The organism is Paraglaciecola chathamensis S18K6 (genome assembly GCA_000314955.1).
Classification (GTDB): domain Bacteria; phylum Pseudomonadota; class Gammaproteobacteria; order Enterobacterales; family Alteromonadaceae; genus Paraglaciecola; species Paraglaciecola chathamensis.
In genome coordinates this window covers 50,918-77,852 of record BAEM01000026.1, presented here as the reverse complement: position 1 = coordinate 77,852, position 26,935 = coordinate 50,918, and the positions used below count along the sequence as shown (strand labels likewise).

Annotated in this window: 25 protein-coding genes; 10 read left to right on the top strand and 15 right to left on the bottom strand. The window is 42.3% G+C overall.

What is annotated here, in order from left to right:
- The first annotated feature begins 455 nt into the window (after positions 1 to 455).
- A complete protein-coding gene (locus GCHA_RS08235) occupies positions 456 to 911 on the top strand; it encodes an RNA recognition motif domain-containing protein (RefSeq protein ID WP_007987010.1) in 456 nt (151 codons plus the stop codon).
- 95 nt (positions 912 to 1,006) lie between these two features.
- Here GCHA_RS08235 and GCHA_RS08230 read toward each other — a convergent pair whose 3' ends face one another.
- The 4 genes from GCHA_RS08230 to GCHA_RS08215 all read right to left on the bottom strand — a co-directional run bounded on the left by GCHA_RS08230 (position 1,007) and on the right by GCHA_RS08215 (position 5,308).
- The gene (locus GCHA_RS08230) at positions 1,007 to 2,197 is read right to left on the bottom strand and encodes an amino acid aminotransferase (protein ID WP_007987008.1); all 1,191 of its coding nucleotides are present in this window, start codon (positions 2,195 to 2,197) and stop codon (positions 1,007 to 1,009) included.
- Between the two features lie 83 nt (positions 2,198 to 2,280).
- On the bottom strand, positions 2,281 to 3,048 hold the full coding sequence (locus GCHA_RS08225; RefSeq protein WP_007987007.1) for an NRDE family protein: 768 nt from the start codon (positions 3,046 to 3,048) through the stop codon (positions 2,281 to 2,283).
- 26 nt (positions 3,049 to 3,074) lie between these two features.
- Positions 3,075 to 4,061: an FHA domain-containing protein gene (locus GCHA_RS08220; RefSeq protein ID WP_007987005.1), complete on the bottom strand. Its 987-nt coding sequence runs from the start codon at positions 4,059 to 4,061 to the stop codon at positions 3,075 to 3,077.
- Positions 4,052 to 5,308 (bottom strand): S1 family peptidase, encoded by a 1,257-nt coding sequence (locus GCHA_RS08215; RefSeq protein ID WP_007987002.1) that lies wholly within the window; start codon positions 5,306 to 5,308, stop codon positions 4,052 to 4,054. The genes GCHA_RS08220 and GCHA_RS08215 overlap by 10 nt, the downstream gene beginning before the upstream one ends.
- Positions 5,309 to 5,432: 124 nt before the next feature.
- On the opposite strand from GCHA_RS08215, the gene GCHA_RS08210 reads away from it, so the two are divergent.
- Complete coding sequence (locus tag GCHA_RS08210; RefSeq protein WP_013752612.1) at positions 5,433 to 6,065, top strand: 1-acyl-sn-glycerol-3-phosphate acyltransferase; 633 nt, start codon at positions 5,433 to 5,435, stop codon at positions 6,063 to 6,065.
- Complete coding sequence (locus GCHA_RS08205) at positions 6,062 to 7,303, top strand: cystathionine gamma-synthase family protein (RefSeq protein ID WP_007986998.1); 1,242 nt, start codon at positions 6,062 to 6,064, stop codon at positions 7,301 to 7,303. Before GCHA_RS08210 ends, GCHA_RS08205 begins: the two co-directional genes overlap by 4 nt.
- A gap of 95 nt (positions 7,304 to 7,398) precedes the next feature.
- On the opposite strand, the gene GCHA_RS08200 is transcribed toward GCHA_RS08205, so the two are convergent.
- A complete protein-coding gene (locus GCHA_RS08200) occupies positions 7,399 to 7,794 on the bottom strand; it encodes an OsmC family protein (protein WP_007986996.1) in 396 nt (131 codons plus the stop codon).
- A 33-nt stretch (positions 7,795 to 7,827) separates the two neighbouring features.
- Complete coding sequence (locus GCHA_RS08195) at positions 7,828 to 8,661, bottom strand: CvfB family protein (RefSeq protein WP_007986994.1); 834 nt, start codon at positions 8,659 to 8,661, stop codon at positions 7,828 to 7,830.
- 171 nt (positions 8,662 to 8,832) lie between these two features.
- Between GCHA_RS08195 and GCHA_RS08190 the strand changes: the two genes are divergently transcribed.
- Both GCHA_RS08190 and alr read left to right on the top strand, forming a co-directional pair.
- Positions 8,833 to 9,690 (top strand): aminotransferase class IV, encoded by an 858-nt coding sequence (locus GCHA_RS08190; RefSeq protein ID WP_007986992.1) that lies wholly within the window; start codon positions 8,833 to 8,835, stop codon positions 9,688 to 9,690.
- 8 nt (positions 9,691 to 9,698) lie between these two features.
- Positions 9,699 to 10,826, top strand: a complete 1,128-nt coding sequence (gene alr / locus GCHA_RS08185; RefSeq protein ID WP_007986990.1) for an alanine racemase — start codon at positions 9,699 to 9,701, stop codon at positions 10,824 to 10,826.
- An 18-nt stretch (positions 10,827 to 10,844) separates the two neighbouring features.
- On the opposite strand, the gene cmoB is transcribed toward alr, so the two are convergent.
- Together cmoB and cmoA are read right to left on the bottom strand one after the other, a co-directional pair.
- Positions 10,845 to 11,816, bottom strand: coding sequence for a tRNA 5-methoxyuridine(34)/uridine 5-oxyacetic acid(34) synthase CmoB (gene cmoB / locus GCHA_RS08180; protein WP_007986988.1), 972 nt, complete (start codon positions 11,814 to 11,816; stop codon positions 10,845 to 10,847).
- 35 nt (positions 11,817 to 11,851) lie between these two features.
- Positions 11,852 to 12,583 carry a carboxy-S-adenosyl-L-methionine synthase CmoA gene (gene cmoA, locus GCHA_RS08175; protein WP_007986986.1) on the bottom strand — a complete coding sequence of 244 codons (732 nt, stop codon included), beginning with the start codon at positions 12,581 to 12,583 and terminating at the stop codon, positions 11,852 to 11,854.
- Between the two features lie 272 nt (positions 12,584 to 12,855).
- On the opposite strand from cmoA, the gene GCHA_RS08170 reads away from it, so the two are divergent.
- Positions 12,856 to 13,494: a LuxR C-terminal-related transcriptional regulator gene (locus GCHA_RS08170; protein WP_007986984.1), complete on the top strand. Its 639-nt coding sequence runs from the start codon at positions 12,856 to 12,858 to the stop codon at positions 13,492 to 13,494.
- A 60-nt stretch (positions 13,495 to 13,554) separates the two neighbouring features.
- Here the strand turns inward: GCHA_RS08170 and GCHA_RS08165 are convergent, their stop codons facing one another.
- Complete coding sequence (locus GCHA_RS08165) at positions 13,555 to 14,985, bottom strand: DUF5610 domain-containing protein (RefSeq protein ID WP_007986983.1); 1,431 nt, start codon at positions 14,983 to 14,985, stop codon at positions 13,555 to 13,557.
- 148 nt (positions 14,986 to 15,133) lie between these two features.
- Here GCHA_RS08165 and trmA point away from each other — a divergent pair, with 148 nt between their 5' ends.
- A complete protein-coding gene (trmA, locus tag GCHA_RS08160) occupies positions 15,134 to 16,231 on the top strand; it encodes a tRNA (uridine(54)-C5)-methyltransferase TrmA (protein WP_007986981.1) in 1,098 nt (365 codons plus the stop codon).
- Here the strand turns inward: trmA and fabR are convergent.
- On the bottom strand, positions 16,228 to 16,827 hold the full coding sequence (fabR, locus tag GCHA_RS08155) for an HTH-type transcriptional repressor FabR (protein WP_007986980.1): 600 nt from the start codon (positions 16,825 to 16,827) through the stop codon (positions 16,228 to 16,230). The two genes, trmA and fabR, sit on opposite strands and share 4 nt — an antisense overlap.
- 160 nt (positions 16,828 to 16,987) lie before the next feature.
- Here fabR and GCHA_RS08150 point away from each other — a divergent pair, with 160 nt between their 5' ends.
- Complete coding sequence (locus GCHA_RS08150) at positions 16,988 to 18,115, top strand: acyl-CoA desaturase (protein WP_007986979.1); 1,128 nt, start codon at positions 16,988 to 16,990, stop codon at positions 18,113 to 18,115.
- A 151-nt stretch (positions 18,116 to 18,266) separates the two neighbouring features.
- Here GCHA_RS08150 and GCHA_RS08145 read toward each other — a convergent pair whose 3' ends face one another.
- Positions 18,267 to 18,590, bottom strand: a complete 324-nt coding sequence (locus GCHA_RS08145) for a hypothetical protein (RefSeq protein WP_007986978.1) — start codon at positions 18,588 to 18,590, stop codon at positions 18,267 to 18,269.
- A 178-nt stretch (positions 18,591 to 18,768) separates the two neighbouring features.
- Here GCHA_RS08145 and GCHA_RS08140 point away from each other — a divergent pair, with 178 nt between their 5' ends.
- Complete coding sequence (locus GCHA_RS08140; protein ID WP_083881844.1) at positions 18,769 to 19,278, top strand: uracil-DNA glycosylase family protein; 510 nt, start codon at positions 18,769 to 18,771, stop codon at positions 19,276 to 19,278.
- A gap of 10 nt (positions 19,279 to 19,288) precedes the next feature.
- Here the strand turns inward: GCHA_RS08140 and GCHA_RS08135 are convergent, their stop codons facing one another.
- A complete protein-coding gene (locus GCHA_RS08135) occupies positions 19,289 to 21,520 on the bottom strand; it encodes a bifunctional diguanylate cyclase/phosphodiesterase (RefSeq protein WP_039992246.1) in 2,232 nt (743 codons plus the stop codon).
- Positions 21,521 to 21,698: 178 nt separating this feature from the next.
- On the opposite strand from GCHA_RS08135, the gene GCHA_RS08130 reads away from it, so the two are divergent.
- Positions 21,699 to 22,598, top strand: coding sequence for a TIGR03899 family protein (locus GCHA_RS08130; RefSeq protein WP_007986975.1), 900 nt, complete (start codon positions 21,699 to 21,701; stop codon positions 22,596 to 22,598).
- On the opposite strand, the gene GCHA_RS08125 is transcribed toward GCHA_RS08130, so the two are convergent.
- Genes GCHA_RS08125 through GCHA_RS08115 form a run of 3 tightly spaced genes read right to left on the bottom strand, consistent with a single transcriptional unit; the run spans position 22,595 to position 26,899 of the window.
- Positions 22,595 to 23,365 carry a phosphoadenylyl-sulfate reductase gene (locus GCHA_RS08125; RefSeq protein WP_007986974.1) on the bottom strand — a complete coding sequence of 257 codons (771 nt, stop codon included), beginning with the start codon at positions 23,363 to 23,365 and terminating at the stop codon, positions 22,595 to 22,597. The two genes, GCHA_RS08130 and GCHA_RS08125, sit on opposite strands and share 4 nt — an antisense overlap.
- Positions 23,358 to 25,067 (bottom strand): assimilatory sulfite reductase (NADPH) hemoprotein subunit, encoded by a 1,710-nt coding sequence (cysI, locus tag GCHA_RS08120; RefSeq protein ID WP_007986972.1) that lies wholly within the window; start codon positions 25,065 to 25,067, stop codon positions 23,358 to 23,360. The genes GCHA_RS08125 and cysI overlap by 8 nt, the downstream gene beginning before the upstream one ends.
- Positions 25,067 to 26,899: an assimilatory sulfite reductase (NADPH) flavoprotein subunit gene (locus tag GCHA_RS08115; protein WP_007986969.1), complete on the bottom strand. Its 1,833-nt coding sequence runs from the start codon at positions 26,897 to 26,899 to the stop codon at positions 25,067 to 25,069. The genes cysI and GCHA_RS08115 overlap by 1 nt, the downstream gene beginning before the upstream one ends.
- Between the last annotated feature and the right edge of the window lie 36 nt (positions 26,900 to 26,935).

Genomic DNA, 26,935 nt, shown 5'->3' with positions numbered 1-26,935 from the left:
ACTTAAGATGCTGTCCGTGGACCCTCTTAAGCGGGAGGCGTATAATACGCTCTCAATCTTCGATGTCAAGGTGTTATTTTTATTTAATTTGCATCAATTTTTGAAGTGAATCTAAAACTGACAAAAGCAAATCAAACCACCTTACATCACGCTGATAAAATACTTTTAAAAAGTCTTGAATCACCTGGTAAAACCAGTGTCAGTGCAGCTGTTTTAGCGGCTGTCCCGAAGCGAGATGCGCATTATAGAGATCCCATTTCTGATCGCAAGCGTTTATTTCAGAAAAGTGTTCGACTGACGATTTAACAAACAAAATGACTAACTTTAGGCCTATATGCTGGTATTTACTTCTATATATATAATTGTAAAGGCTTATTAGTTGGCGAATTTGTAATAAATGGTTAACATAGCTAAGCCTTATATTCTTATAAACACACAATCTTTTAGGTAGATACATGAACTCACCCACTATAATAAATATAATTCTTTCCGTCGTTCTTGCTATTGCGGGCTATTTTTTATTACCTGTTATCGCAACAAACCTTGACTCTAATGTTGCCATAGCCGTTGGTTTACTGCTTGGCGGTATTCTCGTCCCTATCATTAGTAGTCAGTTTTCTGGAGCTGCAACAGTCACAGAAGAAGCAGACGTAGATAATAGTAAAACATTGTATGTTGGCAATTTGCCTTATCGTGCCAATGAGCAAGCCGTGCAACAACATTTTGAAATACAAGGACAGGTGCACTCTGTTCGTTTAATGAAAGATCGTCGTACAGGCAAGCGCAAAGGTTATGGTTTTGTTGAAATGACCGCAGCGGGCGCAGAAAAAGCGATTCAAAACTTGAATGACTCAGAGTTTCAAGAAAGAACGTTAAAAGTACGCATGGCGAAAGACAAAGTAGAAGACTAATTTCAGTCTTGTTAGTTACCTCTATATAGCAGCAACAAAAAAGCCGATGATAACATCGGCTTTTTTATGCATGAAGCTTATTGGTAATTCATAAATTACAGTACTGAAACCAACGCCGAAGCTAATGCATCGACATTGGCTATACTGATACCTGCGATATTCACTCGGCTCGAGTCGACAAAGTAAACGCTATGTTTGTTGCGCATCTCTTGAACTTGCTCTGGCGTGATACATAAATATGAGAACATGCCTTTTTGCTCTTTCACGAAGCTAAAGTCTCGTTGAGCGCCTTTCTCAGCAAGTTTAGTGACTAACAGTCCGCGTAGCGTTTGCATACGTGTGCGCATAGCTTCAACTTCGGCTACCCACTCAGTACGTAATGCCTCATCGCTCAAAATAATGTCTACCAAAGCACCACCATAAGAAGGTGGCATTGAATAGATGCCTCTGGCAATAGATTGAATTTGCGTTTGAATAGCTTGGCGGGTTTGGGTATTTGCCGTGATCATTGCAGCTAAACCTACGCGCTCACGATAAAGGCCGAAGTTTTTTGAACATGAAGCGGCAATGACCACTTCAGGTAAGTTTTCCACTAGTAAACGCAAACCGTAAGCGTCTTGCTCAAGTCCGTCACCGAAGCCTTGATAAGCCACATCAACAAACGGAATAAATCCGGTTTTTTGTGCTAACTCTAACACTGTATGCCACTGCTCAGGCGTTAAGTCAGCTCCCGTTGGATTGTGGCAGCATCCGTGTAGTAACACCACGTCACCAGATTTAACTTGTGCCAATGTATCGACCATACCTTCAAAATTGATGCTTGCATCTGCTTTGTTGAAATATGGGTAGGTTTCAATTTTAAGCCCAGCGTTACCAATAAGTGGGATATGGTTAGCCCATGTAGGATCACTGACCCAAACCGTTAATTCGCTATTACAACGCTTAATCAGCTCAGCTAAGATACGCAATGCTCCGCATCCGCCTGGCGCCTGAACGGCTGCAACACGATCTTCAAGCATGACTTTGCTGCCTTTTCCTAACAGCAACTGCAACATGCCATCGATATAGCCTGGCACACCTTGAGGGGTAATGTAGGTTTTAGAATCTTCTTTAGCCAATAGAAGCTCTTGAGCTTTAGCCACAGAAGATAAAATTGGTGTATGCCCTTGCTCATCTTTATATACGCCTACTCCCAAATCTATTTTTAATGGATTGGTATCAGCTTTATAAGCAGTTGATAATCCCAAAATAGGATCGGCGGGTAACTGGGGCAATACTTCAAACATGATGTTCCTCTGAATTTATGGTGAATAGGCTAAACGGCAGACATTATGCCATTGCCTGATGATTTTTCGAACTTAAAATAATGCTATTTTATAGCGAAATGATAGCTATTTTCGGCAATGCACTGAGCTTCATTATTAAATGTTCGTTCTTGCCATGAAACTTGCTGCTGATTATCCACTAAAAGCAAGGTAGATGAGCGTGTTCCATATTCTGGGCTTTGTATGAAAATGGAAGATAATTTTCGCTCCCATTCTATTGGCACACCAGTTTGCGGCAAGGTATCGTCTTTGGCTTTGGTTTGATTCTTGAGTAAAGCAAATAATTGTTCGCTTTCTAGTGACTGAGAGTCTTGGCAATATTCGGTTAATTGCGTCATACCCTGCAACGTTTTAGGCCAAGGGGTATTTAAACTCGCATTAGATAAACCGTATACGCCTGTGGTTAACTTGTCCGATTGAAGTGTGTGATTGTTGAATACATACAGGTCGTTCCAATCACCAAAGAGTAAGTTAAAGCCATTGTATTTTTCAGCGTTCGCTGATATCTGAGCCAGATACTCTTCACTATTAGGGGAACGTTGCAAATAGTCACTGACTAATTCGCCTCTGGAGATGGCATCAGATGCAATACGCTGAGGATCGCGAATATTCGTTAACGCGGATAATTTTCCTTGTTGATTAATCCCCATCCACGTACCACCAGCGCGTAGGTCTTTACCGGCAAGAATGTGTGGATGCTCGGACCAAAAAGATGACTCGCTTGTCGGCCTTTCAAAAAACTCATCGCGGTTAGCCGCTACAATAAGCGGGTAATCGGGGTGCTGATTTACAGCGATAAATAAAATACACATAAGTTTTCACTACTAAGTTAATGCTCTTAATCATCCGCGTTTTTCTGCGCCGAGCTCTCACTGGCTAGATGTTCATCAAGTTCGGTAAATAGCGACGCTGAGTTTTCGACAAAAGTGTTTACATCCGATGCGGGTCTGAATTGATAAATTGGCGGCAACATAATGCTGTTATATGCAGGTTTAGCACTGAAATCGTTACTGCCTAGCATGCTCAAACTCACTATTGGTACAACGATCACCAAGGTCATCATTGAACTTACAAGATTACGTCGCTTATTCGTTTGGTGAAAAGCAAAAAACAATGACAACCAAATGCAAGCAAATAACACCAGCGCATACACCATTAGTTCAACCCAGATTAACCCCTCTGGTGCATTGAAATTGAAAGAAACCAGTTTTTCCAATAAATACAAACCATAAAAAATAAACAGTGTAAGCCACAATATAGAGAATTGACTCACCACCCTACTTTCTTTATTGAAGACCTTACCCATAATCGCGAAGGCTATCGGCCAAGCGCTTAAAAGTGCCATTTGACCCATTTCTTTAGGTAGCATATCAAACACATTGTAAGCCACGACACTGTTGGTAAACTCAAGCACCATAGACAGCACTAAGTACGCCAAGGTCAACAGAATCGCTACCCCGCTGTGAGACAACCAATTCAGGCTTTCTTCTAATTGACTCAGAGGCAGCGCTGCTGAAACGGGTTGGTTTGTATTAACAACCTTTAAGCGTGTGCGCCCAAGTTTTAGAATATCGTTGCCTTGCAATTGCCCACTTGGCAACAACTGCTTATTTACTAAGGTGCCGTTTACTGTGTCACAATCCTCAAAAGAAATAGTGTGGTCTTCACTATCTTGTTTTATACGCACATGTTCAGCGCTGATATAAGGGTCTTCTAAGCGCAAATCACAATGATGATCTCGCCCCACTAAAATTTCTGATTTATTAAATTTAAAATATTTTAATGTTTGGTCTTTACGTGAGAGAAGTTCAAGCACTATTGCCATGCTATTGCCCCCACGAATTGCTTAGTAAATCGCATTGCAGATCCCTGACTTACACCAGCTAAAGTGAAGTGACTTATCAAGCCCTGAGACTCATGGTTTAGTGTCGCCCCTATATATAAAACATCATATAAATGGGGGAACTCCTTATACGCACGCAAACATAAAATACTTTTGGTTTTTACATCATGGTTATTGGCAACAATATCTTGTTTGCACTGATAGTTACTGACATCATTTTTACCCGCATGGTTACCTGCGCTTGCGCCTGAAATACTGCCACTAAAAAAGTCATAAAAACGATGTGCACCAAACTCATCACTTTCAAGCCATTCAAACTCAATTTCTATACCGCCAGTACGTAGACCGCCATGAAGGAATATTTCTTCGTCTAAACTACATCTATTTTCTACTGACAAATACAATGCCTCTTGATCGGCACTGTTTGAATCCCCCCAACAAGATAACAAGGGACCGGTCAAAGTAGGGATTTTTGCACCACCCAACTCATTTAATTTCCATTCTTCGTGTTCAAGACGTTCAAACAAGCGCTGTTGGTTGTCCATCAGTTGCGTGGCGATCACGCGCTTATATTCATTGGCAGATATCGGTGTAAAGTCATTCATGCTTATCAATGCACGGATCTTGGTTAATGGCACCAAAAACCCAATTTGATTTCCCGCTGTGGCCACATTGACACCAACTACCTCACCTTCGGGGTTAACGACAGGGCCTCCGCTCATCCCAGGGTTAATTGAACCGGTGAAATGGATACGCTGATAGAAACTGTTCTTTTTAATCCCATTGAAGGTCCCTGGCACCACAATCATGCCTAAGTCGTGAGGGTTACCAAGTGAATAAATGCTGCTACCTTGTTCAGGTAATTGAGCAGACAAAGAGAAAAAGTCCGTGCTTTTATTGTCGCTTTGCACCTGCACTAACGCTAAATCGTTTACTACATCGATATTCACCAAAGATAACTCGCCTACCGTTCCGTCTGCGGCTAGGTACTCTATACGATACTTTTCTGGAAAATAAACATACTTAGACACCACATGATAATTAGTCACGAGCACGCCCGAGTCATTAATTTGAAACCCTGAGCCGATCGAAGACTTATTTCCTGAACCTAATTCAATGATTCTAATTTGATACAATGCACTTTGATAATGACTAAAAAGGTTTTGTGCTGTTTGTTGAGCAAACCCCATAACGCTGTATAAAGCCAACGCGAAAAACAAATATCTCAAAATTCTTTTTTCCTTTTTTTATACCTGAGAGGCCATTTGAATGCGCATGCAGAGTTGGCACTCGACAATGAGGATGACATGTCGGATCATTCGTCTAGTGTAAAGTGCTACAACTAAGAAAGAAATGGCTAACAAATTAAATACACCGATTCTACATGAAGATTTACCACGTATGGGTAACGCGTTGAGCTGCTTTATTGGCAACACCGTGCTCAAAATGATGGGTTGGAAATTCAGTGGTCAATTCCCCGCACACAAGAAAATGATAATTGCCGTTGCCCCACATACTTCGAACTGGGATTTTGTGATTGGAATAGCAGTGGCATTTACACTAAAACTTAAAATTACTTTCTTTGCTAAAAATAGTCTATTTATCCCCCCGTTTTCAATGTTACTTAAGCGTTGGGGCGGGATCCCCATCAAGCGGCAAAAAGCGCATGGTATTGTGGATCAAATGGCCGAAAAAGCGCGTAATGCGGAGAAAATGATATTGTGCTTGGCACCTGAAGGCACCCGCAGCAGACGAGAAAACTGGAAAACGGGCTTTTTACATATCGCTCATAAAGCTAACATGCCCGTATTCTTAGTTGCATTTGATTATAAGAAAAAGCGAATTGAATTAGGTCCTGTGCTTACAATAAGTGAGAATATACCGTTAGAATTACAGCGCATTTATCAGCATTACCATACTGTGCATGCTAAATTCCCTGATAATGTAGCCACCAACTTAACGCCCCCCAGCGGAGACAAAGATTGAAAGACCAAGGTTTTACCACCCGTTTAGTACACGCAGATAGAATTATCAACAAACCACAAAACGGTGCCGTGCACCAAGCAACAAACAATTCCGTACTGTTTTCATTTGATAACGCACAAGACTTAGTAGATGTGTTTCAAGGAAAAATGGCAGGTCATGTGTACTCTCGCTCCTCGTCTGCATCTAGCGTGTCGCTGCAAAATATTCTCAATTCGCTAGAGGGAGGCATCGGTGCCATTACTTTCTCTACCGGTATGGCCGCGATTAGCGCTACTTTTCTGAGTTTGTTACGCAGTGGTGACCACATCATCCTAAGTCAATATTTATTCGGTAACACCAGCAGTTTAGCGAGCACGCTTGAAGGCCTAGGTATTGAGATTAGCTATGTGGACGCTACAAATGTGCAAAACGTGGCCGCAGCGATCACGCCCAAAACAAAATTAGTGTATGCAGAAACAATTGCCAACCCAGCGACCCAAGTGTCTGATTTAAGAGCAATCGGCCAGTTATGCGAAGAAAACAAATTGTTGTTTATCGTCGATAATACAATGACACCAGCAAACATCTTCCAGCCTAAAAGTGTCAAAGCCTCTTTGACCATTGCTTCGCTAACTAAATACGCATCTGGGCACGGAAACGTACTTGGCGGTGTAATAATTGATACCGGTTTATTCGACTGGAGTGGGTTTGACAACATACTTCCCATGTACCGCGGCGCCGATATACAACAATGGGGGCTTACCCAAATCAAAAAACGTGGGCTAAGGGATATGGGGGCAACCTTGTCACCTGATTCAGCGCATAGCATTTCGATTGGCCTTGAAACGCTAGCACTACGTGTTGAACGCATCTGTCAAAATGCATTGCGTCTTGCTACCTATTTACACACCCATGAACATGTACAGCAGGTCTACTACCCTGGCTTAGCGGATCATCCTCAACACTTTATCGCGCGAGAATTATTCACTGGCTATGGTGGCATTGTAAGCATTGACTTGGCAGCGCACATTGACCCGTTGGCATTTTTAAATGAACTTAAACTCGTGCTTTGCGCCACTCATCTTGGCGATACTCGTACTTTAGGTTTACCCGTTGCGTCAACAATTTACTTTGAGAATACAGCTGAGCAAAGAGCTGACATGGGTATAAATGATAATATGCTGCGCTTTTCGATTGGTATTGAAGATGTAGACGATATCGTCGCCGACTTTGAACAAGCCTTTACCGCACTAGCGTAAAACATAGCGCTGAATATTAGGAACGAGTTGAACATGAATACCCTGCTCAACTCGCTCCCTGCGCTAAATCCATAGTGTACTTGGATCCTGCTTATTTAAGGCTGAATAGTAAAACTAGTAGTAATCTTCACTTTACCTTCTAGCATTAACATCACTGAGCAATATTTCTCTGCAGAAAGTTGAACCGCCCGTTGAACATGTTTCTCACTTAGGTTTTCACCGCTAACTACATAGTGCGCATGAATTTCAGTAAACACCCTAGGCGCTTCATCCGCTCGCTGAGCATCAAGTTGGCATTCGCAGCCAGTAATCGCTTGGCGTGATTTTTTCAGGATCTCCACTACGTCAATAGATGAACAAGCCCCCACTGCAAGCAATACTGCTTCCATCGGTGAAGCTTGACTGCCCTCACCGTCCATTTTAATACATTTACCTGAGTCAGTTTCACCCACAAACTTCATGCCTGACTGCCAATTGACCGTCGCTTTCATCTACTACTCCACTGCGAATTGATGCAATAATATTTACTTAATTAAGGTAACTTTGCTTTTATCCAATAAGATGCGTTTCTGCTTGTACAAAGCGCCTAATGCCTTTTTGTACACATTTTTACTCACATTAAAACGTTTCGATATTTCTTGTGCAGAACTCTTATCCGTTAACGTCGAGATGCCGCCATGAGCTTCTAAATCATCAATTATTTGCTCAGCCAGATCGTTACGCGCTCCATCATCATGAAACTGAAAACACAGGTCAATTTTGTTGTCTTCGCGAACGCGTTTAATAAACCCTTTGGTGCGTTGACCTATGCGTAGCGGTTTAAACACTTCATCTTTGAAAATCAAACCAAGGTGGCTACCGTTTATCACCGCCTTATAACCCATGTCACTACGGCCACAAATCAGTAAATCAACTTCTTGCTTAGGGTCGAAGTTTTTGCCTTCTTCAAACAGAAAATCTCGCAATCGCGTTGATGCCGCCACTCTTCCTGTTTCATCATCAAAGTAAACAAACACCACATAAGACACGCCTTCTGCCATGGGGAAGTCTTGTTCGCTGTAAGGCACCAAAATATCTTTATCTATGCCCCAATCTAAAAATGCACCGACGTTATTAACACTGACCACTTTTAAAAAGGCACATTCATCAACCTGAGCAAACGGGGTTTGGGTTGTAGCAATTAATCGACTATCACTGTCGTGATATACGAATACTTGGCAGGTGACACCTACTTTACACGCCTCGTCAGCGAACTTAGTCGGTAGCAGCACTTCACCGTCGTCTCCACCATCAAGGTAGAAGCCGAAAGGCACTTGTTTAATTACTTTTAATGAGTTGAACTTACCAATTTGCAGCATAAAACCTGTCTGTGTTGAACTATAGAAGCGAACCTTATTGTACCTGATAACACAGTTTGTCACGGTAAAAATTCAAATTTACTAACAAAGAAGCTTAATTTAGCGCAAAAATTCGTGGCATAATCCGCCTCTTATCGCCTTTCTTCCTAATGCTATTTCTGGGTTCTTATTATGAGTATCGTATTTTTAAATGGGGAATACCTTCCTCAAGAGCAAGCAAAAATTTCTCCTATGGATCGCGGCTTTCTATTTGGCGACGGTATCTATGAAGTTATTCCTACCTACCAAGGTAAGACCGTTGGGTTTATCGCTCATATAGAGCGTATGCAACAGGGGTTAAGCTCTATTGGTATCAAACTGGATTACAGCCATGAAGACTGGCAACAGATCGTCGATAATTTGGTCAGTAAAAACGAATCGGGTAATCGCGGCATTTATTTACATGTGAGCCGAGGTACTGACAGCAAGCGTGCGCACGCCTACCCTAGTGGTGTCACGCCAACAGTATTCGCGTTTTCCTTTGAGATCCCAGCGGCACCGACTCCGGATAAATCAAAAGTAAAACCGTTTAACGTTACCAGCAGCGAAGATCTGCGCTGGAAGCGCTGCAATATAAAATCTACGTCTTTACTTGGGAATGTTATGCATTTTCAACAAAGCCAAGATCTCGGAATGCAAGAAACGATTTTATTTAACCAACAACAGCAACTCACAGAAGCCAGTTCATGTAATGTTTTTGTGGTTAAAAATAATGTGATAGCGACACCAGCACTGGACAATCAACTGTTACCTGGGGTGACACGTAAATTACTGCTAGCCATACTTAGAGAGCACAGCAACTATAAAATCGAAGAGCGCGTCATTACTATGGAAGAAGTCCGTAATGCTGATGAGCTGTGGCTGACCAGTTCAAGTAAAGAAGTCGCGCCTATTATCACGCTAGATGAAAAGCCTGTAGGTAGTGGCTCTGTCGGTGATGTATGGCAAGCGGCCCAAGCACTATTTAGTCAATATAAGTACCAATATTAAGGTCGTTAATGCCCCGTCCTATTTCAATCACAGTGGATCTTAACGCCATTCGCCACAACTTTAACTATGCTCAGTCACTTGGCGCTAAACCTAAAAATGGCGACTCTCTCGATAACGTAAGCCAAACCATGGCCGTTATTAAAGCCGATGCTTATGGGCATGGCGCTGTTGCCACAGCCCGAGCTCTTGATGGTAAAGCGACATTGTTAGCAGTGTCTAGTATCGAGGAAGCCGTTAGCCTACGACAAAACCACATTAAAACGCCCATATTACTGTTAGAGGGTTGTTTTTGTTCTAGTGAGCTAAGTGTTTTAGATGACTTAAACCTGCAAGTTGTGCTGCATAATCAACATCAAATTGAAGAGCTACTAAATACCTCTTTAGATGAGCCTGCAGATGTTTGGCTGAAAATAGACACGGGAATGCACAGATTAGGTATATCCGCGGCCGATGCTAACCATACTTATCAAACGCTAGCTAACAGCAAAAATGTGCGCTCGATTGTATTGATGACCCATTTTGCAATGTCAGACCAACCCAATCACACCTTTTTTAAGCGTCAACATGAGGACTTTCATAACCTTGTAAAGGCATTATCAACGACTGACCAACTCATTCCAAATAGTGCAGCAAATTCAGCAGCCGTCATGTCCGCGCCAGAAAGTCATGGAACGTGGAATAGGCCTGGGATCATGCTGTATGGTATTAGTCCATTTGATCACGAAAATACGTTTTCTGCGCCTCTTATTCCGGCTATGCAGTTCCATTCTAAAATTATTGCCCTCAGGCAGGTCAATGCTGGTGAGTCTGTAGGGTATGGCGCAACATGGACAGCAACACAGCCAAGTATAATCGCCACAATTGCCGCGGGTTATGGAGACGGATATCCACGCGCTGCTAAATCTGGCACTCCTGTGATGATAAACGGTCATATCGCACCTTTAGCGGGGCGGGTGTCCATGGACATGTTATGTGTCGATGTCACGCAGTTAAACAATGTAAAACTAGGTGATGACGTAGAATTGTGGGGTAAAAAACTGTCGGTAAATGAAGTTGCTCAATGGGCTGACACACTTGGCTATGAACTTGTCACGCGCATGCCAACCCGGGCCAAACGAATTTTTATAAACGAATAAACAATCGACAAGGACGCTTTAGCGCTCTGCAACAATCACTGCACGCAGCGGCGCTGGGTATCCTTCAATGGTTTTTGTGTGATCATTCGGGTCTAAAAAATCAACCAAAGATTGACTGTCCATCCACTGCGTTGCCCGTTGTTCTTCTATCGTTGTCTTTGCTAAATCAACGACGCGAACATGCTTAAACCCTAATCGTGTCATCCATAAACATAGGGCGTCGGTACTGGGCAAAAACCAAACGTTACGCATTTGCGCATATCGATCACCCGCCATAAGTACGGTATTCTCATCACCCTCAACTACAAGCGTTTCTAGAACCAGTTCACCACCAGGACGAAGTTGATTTTTGAGTTGCTGTAAAAAATCCAATGGACTTTTTCGGTGGTAAAGTACGCCCATTGAAAAGACCGTATCAAAAGCGTTTTTCTCAGGTAACTGCTCTGCTCCCACAGGCAACAAGTGAATACGCGGATCTGGATTGAAATGCTTGATAGCTTGAAACTGCATCAAAAATAACTGAGAAGGGTCAGCGCCCACCACCATTTTCGCATTCTCACCTAACATACGCCACATGTGGTAACCGCTGCCACAGCCAACATCAAGCACATAGCGATTTTCTAATGACTGAATATGCGGCTGCACACGATCCCACTTCCAGTCTGAGCGCCATTCCGTGTCAATATGAATACCATGAACATTAAAGGGACCTTTACGCCATGGCATAAATTGTTTTAATAGCCCTACAATTTGCTTCTGCGTGTATTCACTTACATCGTCTGCTGCACCAAACTCGACTTTATCTTTGGTATTTATCACGCTGGGTTCAGTTTTTGGCAGCTTTCCTAATAACTTCACCCATTTATTGAAGTCTCCGTGCAATTGCTCTTTCTGCCATGTGGCAATTTGTCCAGGCAGTGACTCAAGCCAAGCGCTTAAAGGAGACTCTGCGATTTCTTTATAAAATTGATTAAACCAGCTAACTGACATGAATAGCGCCTGTAGAGTAAATAACTGAAGCAGTTTTAGTTTTTAATTGCGACGATAGATGCAAAGTTAAAGCATTGAAACCATAGTACAACATCGTCAAAGCCGGCTTTTTTCAATCGTGCCTGATGGGCATCATAGGTTTCAGCGCGCAGCACATTTTCGATTGACTCCCGCTTCTGGCTAATTTCCAACTCACTGTAGCCGTTGCGCCGCTTGAACTCATGGTGCAAGTCTATTAATAACTCATTGCCTTGGGTTGAGTCATGGCGCAACTTCTCAGAAAGAATAAAAATACCTCCTGGGGCTAAACCATCGTATATAGACTGAATAATTGCATCACGCTGAGATGGTTCAATGAACTGCAACGTAAAGTTCATCACGACACTAGATGCTTTTTCGATATTAATATTGGTTAAATCGTCGCAAATGACCTCAATAGGTGTATTCGCTTTATACGCCTTTACGTGGCGCTTACAGCGGTCGGCCATAGCTTCTGAATTATCTACCGCGATAATACGACACGCTTTTGCTTCGACGTACCGCGCAGCAGCAAGACTAACAGCGCCCAAGGAACAACCGAGATCATATATGTTTGAGTCATCTGTAGCATAACGCCCCACTAACTGACCGATAGCGTCAACAATAGTGCTGTACCCTGGAACCGAGCGTTGAATCATGTCTGGGAAAACGTCAGCAACCGCATCGTCAAAACGAAATTTGCTAACTTGTTGAGGCTGAGAATAAATGGCGTCTTTGCCTGATTGCATAAGATAAAACTTCTACTGATTACATTTCGTAATTCTACCCGCACCACTTGCGCCAAGCAATTGCCTTGACTAAAACAACCAACTTCTTATTACATAGGTAATATCAATACAGGCTATATGTTTAAGATGTACAGGATTAGTTACATCAAACTTGTGGCTTCTGATAGAATATGTCACATAAATTGCAGGGTTGTTAATTAATCCCTTCAATATTATCGACTAAAGTATTAATCTTGTAACTTAATGTAGAATTATTTATTGAAGGCACATAAATGGCAAAGTTTTTAATCGCAGATGATCATCCGCTTTTTCGCGAAGCTTTAGTTGGTGCGTTGGAACCGTTATTTGAAGAAGTTGAAATTTTACAATCAGATTCGCTTGATTCAACGTTAAACTCGCTGGATGCAAATCCGGACATTGATTTAATTTTGCTCGATTTACATATGCCAGGTTGTGAAAACTTTTACGGTCTAATACGTGTTACTCAAGATTACCCAGAAATTCCCGTTGCAGTCGTTTCAGCAAGTGACTCAATTGAAGTGGTATCTTATGTAATGAGTTTCGGAGCAAAAGGCTTTATACCTAAGTCTAGCCCTACGCCAACGATTGCCGAAGCCTTGCGATGCATTATGAATGGTGAAGTATGGTTAACGGACGAATTAAAAGTACAAATAGCTGAAATCAATAGTGATGAAATTAACTTAGCGCAAAGAATTGCTGAATTAACACCAAAGCAATTCCAAGTGTTAAAGCTTATTCACGATGGGCTATTAAACAAGCAAATCGCCCACGAGTTAAACGTAACAGAAGCGACGGTAAAAGCGCATATCAGCGCGGTGTTTAGAAAGTTAGAAGTTAATACTCGGACGCAAGCGGTATTATTACTTAAGAAGTTAAATTTAGAAGATTAATACAGCTTAGCTTGAGCACGTTAGTCAAGTTACCTTTCAACTAACGTGCTTCCGCTATTTTTATTCAGTGTTACCGATTTCGCTGAAATTCAGTGGTAAGCCATTTAATAATTTCTGATTAAAAGAATGGAATCGCTGTATTGCGGAAATCAAATCAGGGGTATGAACCTCTCCCATTTGATTAATTAATCCGTTTATTAAATCATCATATTGCTCACCACTTTCCAGTTTTTGTCTGGATTGTTCAAAAACATCAAGCATTTTGTCCAAGTAATGCGCTACTGGTTTAACGGTTTTATTCGGATCGCCTCTAGGGTCATCTTCACTAAAGTGTGATACCGATTCGTACGCTTGAATTGATTGTGTTTGTTCTTGTCTGGTTAATTGCAGCGCAAAGCCGGTCAATTCTTTTTCGTCATAGCCAAGTTTAAGTGCCTGATTAAACGCTGACTCTATATCCCCGTTAAAAAACTCGTCGGCTAAGTCACTAGCGTCGGCAACTAAGGTGCCAATGGCGTTCAATTCATCTTCATCAAGCTCACCCTGAACTGTGAATGATAAAGCATTGCTATTAAAGTGCTCGTAACGTTCAGTTGAGGTCACTCTACTTGCTTCATGAGTGTTGGTTGCATTGTTTTCTTCTGCAACGACTGTATCCCCTGCAGCATTAAATTCTCGGGCTACAGGTTCTTTGTTCACGTCATTCTGAATGTTATTTTCTGTCGTGTTAACGACGTCCGGCTTAGTCGGCTCCACCGGTCTTTGGAATATCTGTTCCTCTTCTACTTCTTTCAGTAACTTTTGATTGAACTCGAAGCTTTCTAAATCTTCAAAGCGAATCATGACTTCGTCACCATCTAAAGTGCGAATACGCAACTCACCGCTATCTCGACGTTCATAGTTCACTTGGCTCTCCAAAGCAACCTTAGTGGCAATGGCTGCACTGGCTTCTTGGGTTTCGCCAAAAATCGATTCTCTTAGTTTCTGTAACCCCGTATCAATCAACTCTTGGCTACGACGAATACCGGTTTTTATATCATCATTCATAATACCGGCAAGGTCTTTTTCTGCCATACCAATACCTTTAAGTACCCCAGCACGAGCTTGCTCTAATAATGAATTTAGCGCCTCTTCATCAGCGCCATTATTTTTAGCATTTTTAACGGCTCCACCAACAAAGTTGAGTACGTTACGGGCCACCTCTTCAAAATCGAATAACCCTTTACTCTCTTCTTTTTGCTCTGTCTGTTGCGCAGCACGAAACTCAGGTTTATTTAGTCCTAATGAAACACTATGGCTCATTGAGTTCATCAAAACTTGCGCGGCAAATACACTTTTTGAAGCCCCTTTGTCACTTAGGGAGGCTTTATCACCTAGCATCGCTTGAGCTTGCTCTAGCCCAGCATCTCGTAATTTATTCTGCACACTGCTTGCCTCACCTAAATGAGCAGGCTTTTCATGCATGAAAGCTTTAATCTCGTTAATATTCATTTCAGCTACCTCACTATCCTCAATAGTTTATCGGCTGCAATGTGGTTAAATTTAGTACAAATCATTACATTCAAAAACTAATATTGCACAAGCGCTGAAAACACTTACAATCCCGCGCTTGATAAAAAACACTTCTTGGAGAATTGCCGTGCGCCCAACTGAAATTAATCCCGCGGACTATGACAAACAACTCGCACAAAAGATTGATAGCGTTGAACAATCTTTTGCGGCTTTCTCTATGCCAAACGTTGAGGTTTTTACGTCAGCTGCACTAAATTACCGGATGCGTGCTGAGTTTAGAATGTGGCATGACGGAGATAACCTTGACCATGTAATGTTCGACCAAGCCACCAAACAAAAATACTCAGTAAACCAGTTCCCGCCTGCAAGCGTTGTTATCAATAAGGTCATGGCCAAGCTGGTGCCACTACTGAAAGACAACGAAGTATTACGCAGAAAACTGTTTCAGATTGATTACTTAAGTACGTTAACTGACGAAGTATTGGTCACTCTGGTTTATCACAAGCCATTAGAAGAGGAATGGCTAATAGAAGCAACAGCACTGCGTACAGTGTTAAGAGAAGAATTTAAAATAGATCTTATTGGCCGAGCCAAAAAGCAGAAAGTGCTATTGGACAAAGATTATGTATTAGAAGCGCTACCGGTTAATGAACGAATTTATACTTTTAAGCAAATTGAAAATAGTTTTACCCAACCTAACGCTGGTGTGAACAGCAAAATGCTTGAGTGGGCGCTTGATGTCACGCAAGACTGTGAAGGTGATTTACTCGAGTTATACTGCGGTGCGGGTAACTTTAGTTTGCCATTAGCACAGAACTTTAAACAGGTACTAGCAACAGAGATCTCTAAGTCATCCGTTGCGGCAGCGCAGCACAATATACGTTTAAATAATATTGATAACGTCACAATACTGCGCATGTCTAGCGAAGAGTTCGTACAAGCACTGAATAACGAGCGCAGTTTTAGGCGACTTGAGGGAGTCAACCTTCAAAAATACAATTGTCAGACCGTTCTTGTTGACCCGCCGCGCTCAGGACTTGACGATGAAACGCTTGCTATGGTGCAAGGCTATGCCAACATCGTCTATATTTCATGTAACCCTGAAACGCTCAAAGATAACTTAGCGGTCTTGAGTGAAACACATGATGTGGTTAGATTCGCCCTTTTTGATCAATTTCCCTTCACACACCATGTGGAGTCAGGGGTATTCTTACAAAAACGTTAAACGCCAGCGGCTTCTTTAGCGCCATTAGCGATGAACCGTAATTGTAACTTTACGCGCTGAGCCAATACGGCTTGTTGCTCAGCGCCAGAGTCTAATGCTTCTGCTCCGGCACTAAAGACAAGCTTAACCATTGCCTCAGCCTGTAAATTCGCATATTGGTAAGGTAAGCCTGTAGTACTCATAGTGTAATCTGTTAACTCAACAATAAAATGCTGGATTTCGCGCAACACTGCCGCTCTAAATGCCAACGAAGTCCCAGTATGCTCACGAAGCAGCAACCTAAACACATTACTATGAGCACAAATAAACTCCATAAAAGTATCTACGGAGGTGTTAATTACTCCACCTCCGGACGCGATACGCAATCGCGCTTGGCGCATCAACTGCCTAAGGTTTAAGCCCGCTTCGTCGACTAAGGTTAGCCCGAGTTCGTCTATATCTTTAAAGTGACGATAAAAAGAGGTGGGAGCGATACCGGCGGCGCGAGCCACTTCTCGCAAGCTTACACTAGACAAACTCCGTTGCTCATCAAGCAAACTGAACGCAGCTTCAATAATTGCACGTCTCGTCTTTAGTTTTTGTTCTTGACGACTCAAAGGACGCTCCAATTGAAAACAGAATCTTTATATATTATCAATATTTAACACAAATCAGCACGATAAATTATCGTTAAAACAGATAAATCGCTTGCTAATTAAGCGCTAGATAAGCTAAATTAGCGTACAAGTGTAAGCTCAATAAAGTCCTGCCTCTGTAATGAAAAAACCGCGTTTAATTATCACCAATATTTTAGTCTTTGTGATCACCGGACTGATCGCACTGTTGCTTGTTCCGTACGTTGCCTTTACGCAAGGATTCGATGGCGCAGAAATCATTGCCTGTATCACGCTTATATATTTCTCAGGTATGTCTATTACTGCCGGTTATCATAGGTTGTGGGCGCACAAAGCGTATGAAGCAAATGCGGTTGTACGAGCAGTGTTGGCTGTTGGCGGTGCAATGGCCTTACAAAACAGTATTCTACACTGGGTATCTGATCACAGAATTCATCATAGACACGTAGACAACAACGATAAAGACCCATACTCAGCTAAACGAGGTTTCTGGTATTCTCACATGGGCTGGATGTTACGTGAGTATCAAGTTGACAGATACTCGGATTACAGTAATTGCAAAGATCTGCAAAAAGATAAAATCGTAGTCTGGCAGCACAAGTACTATCTTCCGATTATGCTGATATCAAATTTCGGCATTCCAATGCTGTTGGGGTGGCTCAATGGCGATATATTCGGCATGTTGTTGCTAGCTGGCTTTTTCCGCCTGGTGGTAGTGCATCATGTTACCTTTTTTATTAATTCGCTTGCTCACATATGGGGGCGACAGCCTTATACCGACAAAAATACCGCCCGTGATAACGATATTCTAGCCTTCTTCACATTCGGTGAGGGGTATCATAATTATCACCATATTTTTGAATACGATTATCGTAATGGCATAAAGTGGTGGCAATTTGACCCAACTAAATGGCTCATCCGTGGATTGTCATTTATTGGTTGGACGAAAAATCTACGTCGCTGCCCCGAAGAACGCATCGAAAAGGCAAAGATGGCAATGCAACTCCAGCGTGCACAGAAGAGCTTATCCGTTCTCCCCAATGCAGATGAAATATTGCATAGCCTACAACAGGAATATGACCTGATATTACATAAAATGGCTGAGATGTACGCTACTAAGAAACGTTTAATGGAAATTCGCAAACACAAATTAAAACGTAATTATGAAAAGCTCGAACTGGATTTCAAATACCGAGAGCTAAAATACAATCTAGAGTTGCAGAAGCAGAAATGGTTACAGCTTTACCAAGTTAAATACCAGATGGCATAAACGATAAGAGCTCCCAAATGGGGGCTTTTTATTGCCGATAAAAACGAAAATGGAAGAAGATAGTTTCGAAGTAGAAGAATTGAAAAATATACGTTCAATACAAAGCGAATAGCATTGTATTGAACGATAGAGCGCTATTTAACGAACGTTTTTACTCGGCTAAGTTTAGTGCTAAAAGCTCTGACTCAGCTAACGCGTCTTTATGAGCAATGACATTAATACGCATTTCTTTTTCAAAAAACTGCATAGTGGCAATAGCATTTGCGTCTTGCACTTGAGTTTTTTGAGCAATGTCTAATTGCATATCACGGAATTTAACGTTTTGCTGAATTTTATTAGCGATACATGAACCATCAATAGCAAATGTGGTTGATTCCATGCAGTCGAACAGTCTATTGTTCTGGGTATCAGCTTGAGCAGCGGTTGCTGCGAATGCGCTTAATAAGGCGATGATAGATAATTTGATTCTTAACATTTTGATTTCCTCGATAATTCGCTTAGCAAAGTGCTGAGCATCGCAATCCAATGTGGAAACAAACCAAACTCTAAACCACAGGATTATGACAATAATATGACAAAACTGTCTTTTTTGGAAGGTTTTTTACATTAACGACTTCGATAACGCAAGAAATTGCCAGCTGTGTAAGGCATTTTTGCCCTTGGCTCCACGCCCAATAATTCAAGGAAATCAATGCTCTAAGGTATTGATTGTGGGGCAAGCACCAGGGAAACTTGCCCATGAAACAAATATGCCGTGGAACGATGCATCTGGTGTTCGATTGAGAAAATGGTTGGGTATATCAGCGGAAAAATTTTATGATGCAAATCATATCGCCATACTTCCTATGGGGTTTTGTTATCCGGGAAAAGCAAAAAGTGGTGATAAGCCACCACGAAAAGAATGCGCACCTACATGGCATGAGCGGCTCATTAATAGCATGTCGATTGAACATATTTTACTGATAGGTCAATATGCTCAAACCTACTACTTAAATGACAAACTATCGCTGACACAGCGAGTGACTAATTGGAAGCGATACCAACCAAAGTACTTTGTATTACCCCACCCGTCTCCGCGCAACAATATTTGGCTAAAGAAACACCCTTGGTTTGAAAATGAGGTGGTACCTCACATGCAAAAAGTGCTGGCTAAATTAACGTAAATTCAGATAGTTAAGCGCTTTTATGCTGCTCAATAAACGTCAAAAGATCGTCAAAAGGCATTGGTTTAGCGTACATAAAGCCTTGGGCTTCATCACAGCCTAACTTCAACAAAAAATTAGCCTGCTCTGGTTTTTCAATGCCTTCTGCGATAGTTCTCAAGCCTAACTTGGCACCTAGTGTGACAATAGTTTCTGCGATGAAAGCCGACTTATTCGGACTAATTTCATTCACAAAAGCTCGGTCGACCTTTAAACGGTCTAGCGGCAATTGCTGCAAGTAACTCATTGAAGAAAAGCCGGTACCAAAGTCATCTAGAGCGACCTTTACACCAAACTCTTTTAGTTCATGTAACGCGTCTACTACTAGTTGTGGTTCATCCATGACAATACTTTCGGTTATCTCTAGTTCAATACAATCAGGGGCTAGGCTGTTGTCTGTAATCGCTTTTTTAACCAAGTCGATAAATGCAGGGTCCCTGAATTGCGGCATCGACACGTTTACTGCCATGCGCAATCCGATGAAATTGGCTTCAGTTAGCAGCCTTAACTTTTCACAAGCTTCCTGCATTACCCAAGCGCCAATATCTATAATTAACCCTGAATACTCTGCCAGAGGCACAAATACCGCTGGCGAAACAAACCCGCCATCCGATGAAGGCCAACGCAATAGCGCTTCCATACCAATTATTTCTTGGGTAACCAAGTCGATTTGTGGCTGATACCAAAGTTGTAACTTTCGTCCGCCAAAATCATCACGCAGTTGGCGGATCATATCTAAGCGCCACGTCGTTTGCTCTTCCATTTCAGGGGCGTAATACTCGAAATTGGTTTTGAGGCTTTTCTTTGCGCGATTCAGTGCAATATTTGCATGCTTTAATATGTTGATGCCGCTGTGTTTTTTACCATTAAAACGATAAAAACCAAATGCGGCACTAAGTGGCAACATGTGATCTCCAGCTTCAAATGCATTGTTAAACAGCCCTTGCAGCGTAGCGGGGTTGACCTCCCGCTCAGTGCCAACAACGGCGAATACATCTGAGCCGATACGCCCTAATGCAGAAGCTGCGGGGAAAGTTGACTCAATACGCTGTGCTAAGGCCAATAATGTATCGTTGCCTGTGTCTTGTCCTAAACCATCATTAATATCAGCAAAATGATTGATATCAATCAGCGCTACCACATCATTCGCATGCTCAGCATCATTACTAATATCATTCAGCCTATTAATGAACTCGACCCTATTTGGCAACTTAGTCAACCAATCTTTAAAGGCAGCGGTATGCAGCTGATGAAACAAATTCACATTTTCATAGCCAATTGAAATACTAGATAAAAACACTTCTATCAGCTGTTTGTATTCATCTGAAATTTCTTGACCGACTTTTAGGTAAACAGCCGCGTCATAGTCGGAACTGTTTAGGTAAAGCACGGTAAAATGCTTGCCATATATATGTTGTTGCTGTTGTAAACACTGATTGACTGCATGCACTATTTTTTCATCATGCAGGTTATCGATCTTGGTATTGATATAGCTCGCAAACTCGCCCGCAGCCCCTAAAACATAAACCGCGTTCTCGTCTTTATCGATAACTGAGCCAGCTCGCGCACAAACTACTCCTGATGAGTCCAAACCAATTAATGAGCTTATCTGGGTAACCACCCCTTCACAAAAGCGGTTAATGGAATGCTCCTCCAGCAAATTGGAGGCGGATTGAATAATTTTTTCCAGACCAATTCTGCTCTGATTAATGGTTAGAATCTGTTGATATGAACGCAACGAAGCAATGATAGTGGTGACTAATTTGCTGCGGGTTAATTCAGTTTTCGTCTTATAATCATTAATATCATACTCTTTGATCACACTTTCTTCGGGAGCGTAACCAGGCTGACCGGTGCGTAAAATAATTCGAGGCTCCGATAACCCCATTTCGTTACGCATTGTTTGGGCAACTTGAAGTCCAGCATCGTCAGTTTCCATGACGACATCTAATAAGATGATGGCAAGATTCGAACCAAGTGACTTAATGATTTCAAGCGCTTGAGCTTTAGAATAAGCGTGATAAAAGGTTAAATTCCGGTTATTGAGAACAAGATCTGATAAGGCCAATCGTGTCACTGAATGAATTTCTTCGTCATCATCAACAACTAATACATTCCAGCTACCGGTGAACTCTGTATTGTCTGCCGTATTTTCCTCAGACAGGAAAATTAGCTCATCATTCTCATATTCCATTGGGCACATTTAAATTACGATTCTCTTGAGTTTACCTAACCACTACAGCACTATTTCTTAAGTCTAGCTAAATCTTGACTAAATCAAAAATTAGTTTACCCAATATATTACCTAATGCCATGCTACTAGGAATAAGCACAGTATGGTAAATAAAATTTACTAAATTAGATATGTGAATGAGTACCTAATGAAAATAGATAGCCCAAATACGTCCCAAACGGTGCAAGCCCCTAAAAGCCCATCGACGCCAACAAAAACAGAGACGGCTAGTCAACAAACAACTGCGCAGCACAACCCAGAAACAAAAGGCACCGCAGCACTTATTACGCAGTGGTTTGCACAAATCGGTGTATCTTTGCCTTATCAAGGTTTACGAGCAAACAGCATTGAAAGCCGAGTGCAAAAGCGCCAGAAAATAGCCGCGCAGCGTAAGCTAACCAACATAGAAAGTGTCTTTGAAAAAGCGCTCAAATTTTGTATCGAAGACGGCAAGAACGAACGTCTTGACCCTGATTGGTTCTATAACTTTGTGAATATGGCTGAGGAGATACACTCGCCCGCCATGCAGGAATTATGGGGGAAAATATTCGCCGTTGAAACCAACCGACCTGGCAGTTTTTCACTTCGTACCCTGCTAATTTTAAAACAGTTGACTCACAAGGATGCGCAAACATTTCGTCGGGCGGTTTCTTTATCAAGCAGACGAAAAGGCGATACAACTCCAAAAATACTGACCGGGTTTTATCAGCAACCTTCGATGCTAGCCGTTTTTCGCCTTCGAAAAGAGCAGCAACTTAACTTAGCAACATTTGGCTTGAGTTACCCTGACCTGTTATCGTTAATCGACCTAGGCTTAATACATCAAACTGAGATTGAGTCGGGAGAATGGCCAATAAATACAGATGTTGAATGGCGCAGCAATGGCCAAACGTTTCATTTAAATGCGAAGAAGCAGGGAACAACACTCAAGTATTTTAAATTTACTACATCTGGAGCTGAGTTGTTCACTTTGGTGGGCGCCAATAAGCAAGAGAAATACTTAGAGGCGCTAAAGCTGATATTAAACAATGCGTTTACGATCAGTTAAATACCGTCACCATCACCAAACTCGTGTAAGCCACATTCGCGCTTTAAGCCAAAGAAACGGGTGTCTTTCTCATCCATTCCTTCTTGCAATGAACGCGTTGTATGCCAGTCGCCAATCGACACATAGCCTTGTTCCCATAATGGGTGATACGGCATATCATTGTCTTTCAAATAGTAATGAACGTCTTTATTGCTCCAATCAAGGATCGGATACACCTTCACTTGTCGTGTCAGTTTTTGCAAAATAGACAAAGATTCACGCATTTCAGACTGACTACGGCGCAATCCAGCAAACCAGGTTTTAACCCCAAGTTCTGAGAGTGCTTGTTGCATAGGTTGTACTTTGTTCAGCTTATTGTACTGCTCAATACCCTCAGCTCCTTTTTCCCATAATTTACCGAAGCGTGCTTCTTGCCAAGCACCAGACATAGGTGCTCGGTATACTTGCAAATTAAGATTCAAGCGTTCGGTTAGTTCATCAATAAACTGATAGGTTTCAGGAAACAAATATCCAGTGTCAGTCAAGACCACTGGGATATCAGGAAACTGCTGAGTTAGCATATGTAACATCACTGCAGCTTGGGCACCAAAACTTGAAGATAACATAAAAGTTGGCTCCAAATTTTCAAGCGCCCAGGTCACACGCTGAACCGCACTTTTCGCTTCCAACTGCTGGTTCAGCTCTTCCAATGAAACCTGCGTTAAAATCTTGGGAGTACCGTCGTTTGGCTCGGCATTTTGCGACGACTGCAATGTTAGGTTACGCATAAAAATCCTCAGCGGAATTAACCACTTCTGCGATTACACCGGTGCGAACAACAAAATCACCAAACGATTCATCGCTTTGCCCGTCCTTCGCCCATTGGCCGATTAACACGTCAAGCTCGTCCATAATCTGTTGCTCACCGATGTTTTCTTTGTACATTTTAGGAATACGCGTACCTTCGCGGTTTCCACCTAGGTGCAAGTTATATTTTCCAGGTCCTTTACCGACCAAACCAATTTCAGCCAGCATGGCCCGACCGCAGCCATTTGGACAACCGGTAACACGATAAATAATGCTCTTTTGCGCTATTTCATGTTTAGCTAACAAGCCCTCTAACTGAGTAACGGCTTCTGGTAAATAACGCTCTGCTTCCGCCATCGCTAAAGGACAAGTGGGTAAGGCAACACAGGCCATAGAGTCTTTACGCTGAGCTGACAACTCATCTTCAATCAAGCCGTGAGCTCTGGCGATTTCTTCAATTTTCGCTTTGTTCTGCTCGCTGACACCCGCCACAATTAGGTTTTGGTTAGCCGTTAAACGGAAATCACCTTCGTGTATTTTGGCAATTTCAGCACAGCCTGTTTTTAACGGCTTACCGGGATAATCTAAAATACGACCGTTTTCGATAAACAACGTAAGATGATGCTTTCCATCAATGCCTTCAACCCAACCGATACGATCACCACGCTCGGTAAATTCATAAGCCTGACTTTCGCCAAACGTAATACCAGAACGTTTTTCTACTTCCGCTTTGAAGTTGTCAACGCCTACACGCTCAAGGGTGTATTTTGTTTTGGCATTTTTACGATTGACGCGGTTTCCCCAATCTCGTTGGGTAGTAACAACGGCTTCAGCGACTGCAAGCGTATCTTCTACATTGATAAAACCAAAGTCACTTGCTTTACGTGGGAAGGTAGTGTGGTCTCCGTGTGTCATCGCAAGACCACCGCCTACCAACACATTAAAACCAATTAACTTTCCATCTTTAGAGATAGCAATGAAGTTCAAATCGTTTGCGTGCACGTCCACGTCATTGAGAGGCGGTATAGCCACTGTTGTTTTAAATTTACGCGGCAAATAATGTGAGCCTAAAATGGGCTCATGATCCGTGGTTTCTTTTTTCTCGCCATCTAGCCATATTTCTGCATAAGCACGTGTTTTGGGTAGCAAATGCTCACTGATCTTAGTCGCCCATTCATAGGCTTCTTGATGCACAGCTGACTCTATTGGGTTTGAAGTGCATAGTACGTTGCGGTTAACGTCACCGGCAGTCGCAATTGAATCGATACCCACTTGATTAAGCGTTTGGTGCATTAACTTAATATTCGGTTTAAGCACGCCGTGAAACTGAAACGTTTGGCGAGTGGTTAAGCGAATACTGCCGTACAATGACTTTTCTTCAGCAAATTGATCAATCGCCAACCACTGCTCAGGCTTAATGATGCCACCAGGTAAACGTGCACGTAGCATCACATTTTGCAATGGCTCTAACTTTTGCTTAGCACGTTCAGCACGTAAGTCACGGTCATCTTGTTGATACATTCCATGAAAACGAATTAGCTGGAAGTTATCACCGACAAATGCGCCAGTTAAATCGTCTTTTAAATCTTCAGCGATTGTGCCACGTAAAAAATTGCTTTCGCCTTTAAGGCGCTCGTTGTCGGCAAGCTTGCCTTGTACAACGAATTTATTGTCTGTTGTCATTAATAAACGTCCTTCTGATAACGTTTTGCTCTGCGCAATGCAGTTAAATATTCTTCGGCAGCTTCGGCGCTCTTTGCACCGTGCTTTTGTACTATTTCAACAAGTGCAGCATGCACGTCTTTAGCCATATGATTGGCATCGCCACACACATAAAAATGCGCGCCTTGCTCAAGCCATTCAAATACTTCAGCGCCTTGCTCTAGTAAGCGATGCTGAACATATATTTTGTCTTCTTGGTCGCGTGAAAATGCCAATGTGACCTTATTCAGCACACCGTCTTTTACAAAGCGTTGCCACTCTGTTTGATATAAAAAGTCTTGGGTGTAATTAGGGTTACCAAAGAACAACCAGTTTTTACCCTCAGCCTCTTGTGCTTCACGCTCTTGCATAAACGCTCTGAAAGGGGCAATACCGGTACCAGGGCCAACCATGATTACAGGGGTATCTGTACTTTCTGGTAAACGGAAGTTGTCGTTCTTTTCAACAAAGACTTGTACTTCACCGCCCTCTTCTAAGCGCTGAGCTAAATAGCCTGAAGCGCCTCCTTGATGGACTTGTCCGTGGGCATCATATTCAACTAGTGCAACAGTTAAATGCACTTCATCTTCAACTTCTGCCTGACTTGATGCAATAGAGTACAACCGTGGTGTAATGCCACGTAGCATATCAACCAAGGCTTGAGCATCAGCTTTAGCAGGATATTGACGCACAACATCGATAATCTGACGTTCACCTAAGAAAACGCGCAATCCTGCTTTATCTTCAATCAGAGCATTCAATTCAGGGTTATTAGCAAGCCCAGCATAAGCAGTGGCAAACGAGGGGTAACTCTGGGTTAATTCACGTTTTTCAATTAAGGCGTCGCGCACTGACAACGTATCATCATTGATAGTTACCTGTGTTGAACCATCAAGTTCAAGCAAACCGAGTAACTCGTCTACCATGACGGGATCATTTTTAAACCAAACACCGAGTGCGTCTCCAGGACGATATTGGATGCTTGAATCTTCGAGTGAAATTTCAATGTGCCTAATATCTTTCACTGAATCACGGCCGGTGATTTTCTGGCTGTCTAATAGGCTTGCTGTATATGGATTCTTTTTGGAATATTGCGCTGCAGCCACTGACAAACTCGGTTTGCCGACGTGAGGCATAGAGACTACATGCGAATTGCTTTTCGCTTTAAGCTCGTCTTGAACCTTGTCTAACACTTTTTGAGACCAAGTATCCGCAGCGTCATCATAATCAACATCGCAATCTGCACGGTCAACAATACGCTTTGCCCCTAGCTCTTCGAGTTTTTTATCGAAATCTTTCGCTGTCTGGCAGAAGAATTCGTAACTGCTATCACCTAGGCCTAACACAGAGAAACTTAAATTAGGTAGCTTAGGGGCTTTCTTACTTGATAGAAAATCATGTAATTCAACTGCGTCATCAGGTGCATCCCCTTCACCGTGGGTACTGACAATAACGACTATATGACTTTCATTTTTCAGTTGTTTAACTTTGTAATCAGCCATGTTGACTAACTTGGCAGAAATACCTGCCGCATCCAGCTTGGCTTTGTAACCTTGCGCCAATGCTTTCGCATTACCCGTTTGGGAGCCGTATAATATGGTGATGAATTTCTCAGGGCTGACTGCATCTCCTACCATCGGAGATGGTTGTGCAGCAGAAACGCCTGTTTGAGTTTGAGCTAACCCTGCTAAATAACCGCTTAACCAGCCTAATTGTGCAGGCGTAAGTGTCGGCGTCAACTGATTAAGCTGTGCCCACTGGGTATCGCTAAGAGCGGTCGTAGTACCTAAATTTTGCTGTGTATTTAATGACATAATATCGCTAACCTCGAATGCTATGGCACTAGGTTA